This window comes from Kitasatospora sp. NPDC101235, from assembly GCF_044767505.1.
Classification (GTDB): Bacteria; Actinomycetota; Actinomycetes; order Streptomycetales; family Streptomycetaceae; genus Kitasatospora.
This window is the reverse complement of the sequence record NZ_JBIWNZ010000023.1, coordinates 149,781-156,682: the sequence shown is the minus strand read 5'-3', so window position 1 is coordinate 156,682 and position 6,902 is coordinate 149,781. Positions and strand designations below refer to the sequence as shown.

General features: G+C 70.2%; 8 protein-coding genes. 4 read left to right on the top strand and 4 right to left on the bottom strand.

The window, feature by feature from the left end; all coding sequences use genetic code 11:
• Positions 1-208, bottom strand: a 208-nt coding sequence (locus tag ACIRRH_RS31435) for a hypothetical protein (protein WP_403074116.1), incomplete at its 3' end; no start/stop codon positions are given.
• A gap of 298 nt (positions 209-506) precedes the next feature.
• Complete coding sequence (locus ACIRRH_RS31430) at positions 507-1,496, bottom strand: helix-turn-helix transcriptional regulator (RefSeq protein WP_403074114.1); 990 nt, start codon at positions 1,494-1,496, stop codon at positions 507-509.
• Positions 1,497-1,589: 93 nt separating this feature from the next.
• On the opposite strand from ACIRRH_RS31430, the gene ACIRRH_RS31425 reads away from it, so the two are divergent.
• A complete protein-coding gene (locus tag ACIRRH_RS31425; protein ID WP_403074112.1) occupies positions 1,590-1,988 on the top strand; it encodes a VOC family protein in 399 nt (132 codons plus the stop codon).
• 234 nt (positions 1,989-2,222) lie between these two features.
• A complete protein-coding gene (locus ACIRRH_RS31420) occupies positions 2,223-2,558 on the top strand; it encodes a methyltransferase domain-containing protein (RefSeq protein ID WP_403074129.1) in 336 nt (111 codons plus the stop codon).
• 180 nt (positions 2,559-2,738) lie between these two features.
• Here the strand turns inward: ACIRRH_RS31420 and ACIRRH_RS31415 are convergent, their stop codons facing one another.
• Positions 2,739-3,629, bottom strand: a complete 891-nt coding sequence (locus tag ACIRRH_RS31415) for a S41 family peptidase (RefSeq protein WP_403074110.1) — start codon at positions 3,627-3,629, stop codon at positions 2,739-2,741.
• 606 nt (positions 3,630-4,235) lie between these two features.
• On the opposite strand from ACIRRH_RS31415, the gene ACIRRH_RS31410 reads away from it, so the two are divergent.
• Together ACIRRH_RS31410 and ACIRRH_RS31405 are read left to right on the top strand one after the other, a co-directional pair.
• Positions 4,236-4,781 (top strand): hypothetical protein, encoded by a 546-nt coding sequence (locus ACIRRH_RS31410; RefSeq protein ID WP_403074108.1) that lies wholly within the window; start codon positions 4,236-4,238, stop codon positions 4,779-4,781.
• 216 nt (positions 4,782-4,997) lie between these two features.
• Entirely contained in the window at positions 4,998-6,014 is a 1,017-nt protein-coding gene (locus tag ACIRRH_RS31405; RefSeq protein WP_403074107.1) for a hypothetical protein, read from the top strand.
• Here the strand turns inward: ACIRRH_RS31405 and ACIRRH_RS31400 are convergent.
• Complete coding sequence (locus ACIRRH_RS31400) at positions 5,956-6,807, bottom strand: DUF3626 domain-containing protein (protein ID WP_403074105.1); 852 nt, start codon at positions 6,805-6,807, stop codon at positions 5,956-5,958. The two genes, ACIRRH_RS31405 and ACIRRH_RS31400, sit on opposite strands and share 59 nt — an antisense overlap.
• Between the last annotated feature and the right edge of the window lie 95 nt (positions 6,808-6,902).

Below are 6,902 nucleotides of genomic sequence, written 5' to 3'. Positions count from 1 at the left end.
GGGCTCCGGCACCGAGTACGCCGCGGACCTGACCCGCCGCTGACCCGCCGCTGCCGGAGGCATTCCGCATGTTGTGATCGCGGAAGTTACCGATAAACGTGCCGAGCCCTCCCGGACGCCGAAGGCTCAGTACAGGTGGCTTCGCGCGCGACGCGCGGGCCCGGCCGCCTTCGCCGTGTCCGGCGGCCCGGCCGAACGCCGCCACCAAGCGGAGAGGGTGGCAGCACCGGTACTGTCACCCTGGCAGTGTGGGTGCCGGGTCGGTGGATGACGTGGCGATGGGCGGGTAGCCGGGGCGGCCGGTGTCGGGTAGGTGCGGCGCCAGTGCTGCTCGCGGCGTTCGGGGCGGCGGCCCCGTTCCGGGTGGCCGATGGTGCCGCGCGGGTACGGGTTGGGCAGTGGGTGGAGGAGCACCGGGAGGCGGTGGTCCGCGACAGGACCAGTCGAACGACACAGCGCAGACCTGACCCGAGCCCCGCAGTGACGTTTTGCGTCGAGAAGTGACATCAGGTTTGGCGGGCGTAGGACGCGAGGCGATCGGCGAGCGCGATGACGAGGTCGCGCAATTCATCGGGGCGCTCGATGACGAACGGCCGGTCGAGTGAGGCGAGTACCGGAGGCAACCAGTCGAGCCGCTCCGCCCGTAGCTCGACGCGCAGCCAGCGCTCGGCCGTCCGGTCCTCGCCTGCCGCGGGTTCATGCTCCTCCAGGGCCGCGACGCTGGCGGGAAGGTGGGCGCGGACGTGTTCAACTGTCCCGTGGATCCGCAGAATCACCTCATGCCGGTACTCGGCCGTGGCGAACCCTGACAACACGCGCTGTGCCGGGCCGGGACCCATGGGCGCTTCGAAAGAGCCGGACAGGGTCCTCGCGTCTGCGATGCGATCGAGCCGGAAGGTTCGGTCCTCGCCGATCTCGGCGTCCTTGCCCGTGACGTACCACCGGCCCGAATGGGTGACGATCCCGTACGCGTGCAGCGTGCGTTCGCTACGCCGTCCGTTGCGGTCGGTGTATCTGATCGAGACCGGTCGACGGTGGCGCACCGCATCGGCGATGGTGAGCAGGACCCCGGTGTCCGGGGGGTCGAACTCGCCGGGCTGATCCGTGAAGGCGAGCGCCTCCAGGAGTGTGTCGAGCCGACGGGCGATGTGCTTGGGCAGCACCCGCCGGATCTTCGCCGATGCCGTCTCGTTTGCCGTGTGCTCCGTCGTGGTCAGCCCTGCTCGGCGGCCGGCGACCAGGCCGAGCAGCACGGCCAGTGCCTCCTCGTCGCTGAGCATGAGCGGAGGCAAGCGGTACCCGGGGGCGAGCCGGTACCCGCCATAGCGGCCGCGCACCGATTCCACGGGCACGTCCAGGTCGATCAGCTGGTCCACATATCGCCGCACGGTGCGTCCTTCGACGCCGAGCCGGTCGGCGAGTTCGGCCACAGTCCGGGTGCCGCCCGATTGCAGCAGCTCCAGGAGTTTCAGCACGCGGCCAGTGGGTCGAGGCATGTGCACAACCTAACGCGAATAGTGGACCGATTCTGTCCACTATTTCTCCTAGTCTGCGACGTGCTCGCCCCCAGTACAGCCAAGGAGACCCCTATGGACTTCGTCTCGATCCGCATCATCACCAGCGACGTCGCGCGCCTCGTCGAGTTCTACCAGCACGCCACAGGGGTGCAGGCGACGTGGGCCACCGAGGACTTCGCCGAGCTCAAGACCGCGGGCGCCACCCTCGCGATCGCCGGCACCCGCACTGTCCCGCTGTTCGCCCCGGGCTCCGCCCGTCCGGCGGACAACCACAGCGTGATCACCGAGTTCCTCGTCGAGGACGTGGACCGCGTTCACCGGAACCTGACCGGCTTCGTCACCGACTTCGTCAACGGGCCCACCACGATGCCCTGGGGCAACCGGTCGCTGCTGTTCCGCGACCCCGACGGCAACCTCGTCAACTTCTTCACCCCCGTCACCCCGGCAGCCATCGAGAAGTTCGCACGTTGACGCGACGCGCAGCCACTCACGCGGGAGCCCTGAGATCCCAGGGCTCCCGATGAACGCTACGGCCCGAGCTCCACGCCGAGGTCGACCGGCCCTTCGCCCCGACGCCGCGTCAGCGAGAACTGCTGGACCTGGCCGCGCAGACGGGCTCGAAGGCAGCCAAGACCCTGGCCGCCCGCTTCGACCGCGAGCAGGGCACCCTGTGGTGGGCAGACCGCGGAAGCCGTCGACTCCCCGATCGGGCTGCTCGACGCGGCCGACGCCGCACCTGGAGCCGCCGAACTCCGGGCCCGCTCGTACGACCTGCTCGCACTCGCTCCCGGCGCGGCCGTGGTCGATGTCGGCTGCGGTGCGGGCCGCACCGTCGCCCAACTGACCGAGCCGGGCGCCCGCGCGGTCGGCATCGACGCGGACGAGCGGATGGCGGCCGCCGCGCGGCGACGTCTGCCGGACGCCGACGTGCGGCTCGGCGACCTTGTCCCACACCGCGCTGCCGCCGTACCGGCCTCCCCCGGCGTCGGAAATGGCCCCGGAGCCTTCCCGTCGAGGACCGGACCGAGGCTCGGCTGGTAGGTGGTGCGCGGCGAACACCGTGGACCGCAGCCGCGCCCCGGTGACAGCCGGGAGAACGGACGCCTCTGCGCGCGCCACTCCGGTGAACCGCTGCCTGCTCTGCCGCCCGGTGAGGTGGCGGACGATGGCTCCCTCATCGCCGCCGAACCCAGCCTGACCGGCCGACTCTCCTGGGTGTGCTCAGCCGAGCCGTGTGCGCAGGTGTCCCAGTGCCGCCTCCAGCGCGTCCTCGGCCGCGACGGGCAGGTCGGGCTCGACGCCGACGCCCTCCCAGTTGGTGCCGGTGACCGGGTTGATCGAGCGGGCGGCGGGGACGGTCACGGCGACGTGCGGGGAGACCGGAATACGATCCGTGGGGTGGGCGCCGCCCCGGGTGGTCCGGCCCACCACGGTGGCGCGCCCCAGCACCTTCAGGTTGTACGCCAGCTCCTCTCCGCCGGAGAAGGTGAAGTCGCTGGTCAGCACGGCGACAGGGCGGTCCAGGTAGCGGGGGGCGGCGAGGCTCCCCAGGGTCCAGTACTGGCGGGTGGAGTCGGTGGCCCGCTGATAGATGTCGTTCAGGTGGACCTCCGCGTCCGGGAAGAAGTAGCTGCACCACAGCTGCACGCCCTCCGGTGAGCCACCCCGGCACTGCCGCAGGTCGATGACCAACGCCTCGGTGGGAGCGAGCAGTTGCATCGCCGCGGCGATCGCGGGACCCCCCAGCCCGGCGGGGGCGATCATGCGCAGGTCGAGGTAGCCGATGTTGCCGTCGAGCTGCTCCACGCGCCGGACGCCATAGTTGCTCTCCCGGGCGTACTGCGCGAAGCGGGCGCGGGCGACCTCCTCCGGCTCCTCGTCCATCGGCTGCGGCTCCTCGGTCCACAGCAACCGCAGATGCTTGTCGGGGCAGGCCTGCTGGAGATCCCGCGTGACCTGCTCGCACAACTCCCGTTCTTCCAGGCCCTGGTACGCGCCTTCGGCCAGGCGGCCCCGGATCGCCGCGTCGATGGCGGCCGTCTGTTCGGGGAACACGTAACCGGCAGTGATCCGGGCGAGCGCGGCGTCGAGTATCTCGTGATGAGTCGTCATGGGTGTGAGAATAGGTCCTGGCCGAACGAGCACCCATCGGATTTCCCGGCCGCTTCCACCGTCACTGCCATCGCCCTGGCGACACGCCGCACGGGGCGCGGCCTGCCCGTCCGAAGGGGTCCCTGCTGGCCGAGGCCTGCCGGGGCCGGGGAGGGCCTGCTGCGGGTGCTGGAGCGGCGCAACCGCACACCGGGGCGCGGACGGTTCGGGCTCGATACCGAGGGTTGTTTCGCCGACGGACTGTGAGACGCGCACGGCGCGGGACCTACGGGTGGTGGCCGTCCCGGCCTGGATGGGCCGGGACGGCGGGCGTACGGGGCGAGTCAGCCGGCACCCGCCCCGCAGTGCGGCGGAGCGGGCGCCGATCGACGAGTACCGGCCGGTCAGCCCACGGTCACCGCGGGCCCTTCCCGGTGGCTCGCGAGGTGGCCCCTGAGAGCGAAGCCGGCCACGGCGGCGGTGCCCGGGTCCAACGTGACGCCGCACTCCAGGAGTTGTCGGGCCGCGAGACGGAACTCCTCGGGGTGCCCGGCCGCGCGCGAGGGCGCGCCGAAGCACGGGCACCGGTCAAGTGACGAATGGAGGGCAGGAAGGCGCCGCCGGTGGTTGGAGCGGGAGTGCGTCACCCCTGCCAACTCGCCATCTCATACCGGCCATTCGGACACGCGACGCCTGAACATCGATCCCGCCGACGCGGTGATTCCGTTCGGTGCCCCTGTCAGCCTGCCCCGGTTCATGCACCACCTTCGTGGGTACTACGGCTCGGGCGGAGCTCCGGGTGACTGGGACTTCGACGTGTACACCGACGTGCGTGATCTCCGCGAGAGCGTCGTGCTGTTCGGCAACCAGCGCGAGGTCTGGTTCCAGGTCAACCGCGGCCCGGTGGTAGCCGGCCAGTCCAAGTTGATTCCCCGGAACCAGGGCCGGCTGGTAACCGGCCGCCTCCACGGCGACCGGTTCGGGACGAATGCCCACCTGCACGCGGGAGGAGTGATGTTCCGTGACCGCCTCGCCGCCGTCGGGGGCGCCTCGGCCGCGGCGCGGGCGTACCGGCGGTATGTGGCCAGGCTGCGCGATCCTCTTCCTTTGCGCGCGGGACGGCCGGTCCGCCCTGAGTTCGGCACCACGATGCGGCCGCGCTCTGTGAGCTGATCGATGCCGGGTCACGCGACCGCATGGCTGACCCTGCTTGTCACTTCGGGGCAGATTCGGGAGAACAGGGCCGGGATGCTCGTCCTCGACCGGCTCAACCTGCTGTTCCGGACCGGCGCCGGCGACCAGGACGCTGGAGGAGGTCGCGCACGAGCACGCGGACCTGGCGCGACCCGCCGACAGCGGGGACGCGCACCACGACGAGCGGAGTCGCGTATGCGCGAGCTGCTGGAGAGGATCGAGGCCCGGCAGGCCGCGGCCGGTGAGGGGGCCGACCGGCTCCGCCAACAGATCGCCCACCTCACCGACCATCCGGCTGCCGCTGAAGAGGTCCTGGAACGGCTGCAGGTCACCCGCGAGGCACTGCTCGAGATCGCCGGCACCGGTGATCGGGCCTCCGGCCCTCTTCCCTCGGCCTACCACCAGATCCTCGCGGCATCCTCATCGAACCCGGACCTGGCCTGTTCGCATACCGCAACCGACCCACCAGAGTCCGCCGACACCCTCCTCAGGCCAGAACCAGACAACGGCCCGTCGAACGCCCGATCAGGAGTGCAGCTCGAGGAATTCGAGCCGGTTGCCGAACGGGTCGACGGTATGAAAGCGGTCCTGCCCGGGCACTTCGTTGCTGAAAGTGACGGGATATCCGTGGTCGGCCAGCCGGTCCGCGAGCGCACGCAGCCCGCGGATCTCGAAGCCGGGATGGGCCCTGAGCGCGGGCCGGAAATCCAGCTCCACTCCGAGGTGGACTTGAAAGCCGGACCCCTGAAACCAGCAGCCGCCACGGGCGGCGAGCGCCGGCGGCTTGGGGATCTCGGACAGACCGAGCAGTTCACCCCAGAAGGCTCGGCACTGCTGCTCGCCACCGGACGGGATGGCGAGCTGGACATGGTTGATGGCAGCGAGGGAGAGGGCAGCGGTCATGGCACGGGCCTCCAGCTGGTTCGGTCTCACGGCGATTATCTCGACATCAAGATACATTGCGCGCCGCCGGGCGCCCACCGGTTCCGCTGCGGAATGTCAGACCCTCTTCAATGGCGCAAAGCACTCAAATGCTCACAGAAACCGGCCAGCCTTCCCCAGCGCGCCATGCGCACCGTTCTTCGGCGCACTCCGGTGCGGGCGCCGTCCAATGGTGGAGTCGGGTACTGGAACTGTCCGAATGCCTGCCTGATCAGGCGTCGCGCTCCTCGGCCGTCCCGAAGCGCGCCAGACAGTGCCACACCTTCTTGAGCGCCTGCTGGTCATGGAGTCCGGTGCGTGCGGCGTCTCCGACAATCCGGGGATCGAGGTAGCCGTCAACGGCGATCTCGACTCCCAGGTCGACGTACTCCTGTCCGCGGTAGTCCGGGTGGCGTCCGAGCTCTTCGACCGTAAGCCTGAGTCCTGGGTGCCATTCGAGCGGGCATGGCAGGCGGCGGGCTGCGGCTTCCACTGCCGTTCCTCGAAAGCTCGGGTCCAGGACCAGTGCCTCGACATCGCGCTCCAGGACGAGTGGCCCGTGTACCTGTGCCTCGATGTAGTCGTCGAGTGCGTCCTGGCCGTCGGCCTCAGCCAGCTCTATGAGGGACATGCCGGCCGCGACACCGAAGGCCGACGGTTCGAAGACGCTGTCCGGGTAGCAGAACGTGGCTCGCGGAAGGACCTCAGCAGTCAGCCGAAAGTGCGCGGAGCCGAACCGGGGCGCCCCGCCGAGCGGCCTGCGCCGGAAGTCCAGCGCGCCGTAGACAGGCCGCTCGTGCGCAGGCGCGTGGTCATACGCGCCCCCGAAGATCCGGCTCTCCCAGCGCCACCGGTCACCGCCGGGGTGGGCCGTCAAGCCGCCGTTGCTTGTTCCCGTGACGAACTGCGAGTGATAGACGCCGTCCTCGGCCAATGCGAGCAGGATCGGCCGACCGCGCACCGTGCGGTCCGGGTGAAAGTTCAGGGTCACTCGCAGCGCGGGGTCGACCGGAGGCCCGGATGACAGCGACGCGACATGACGGATTGCCTGTTTCTGTGGAGACGGGGCTGTATGAGCGTTCACCAGCGCAGTGTGCCCGAACCTGACCAACTGGTGCACCTGGATTGGCCTTGCGCCACGGCGAAGGCACGATGGCCGTCCATCGGCCGAAAACACAG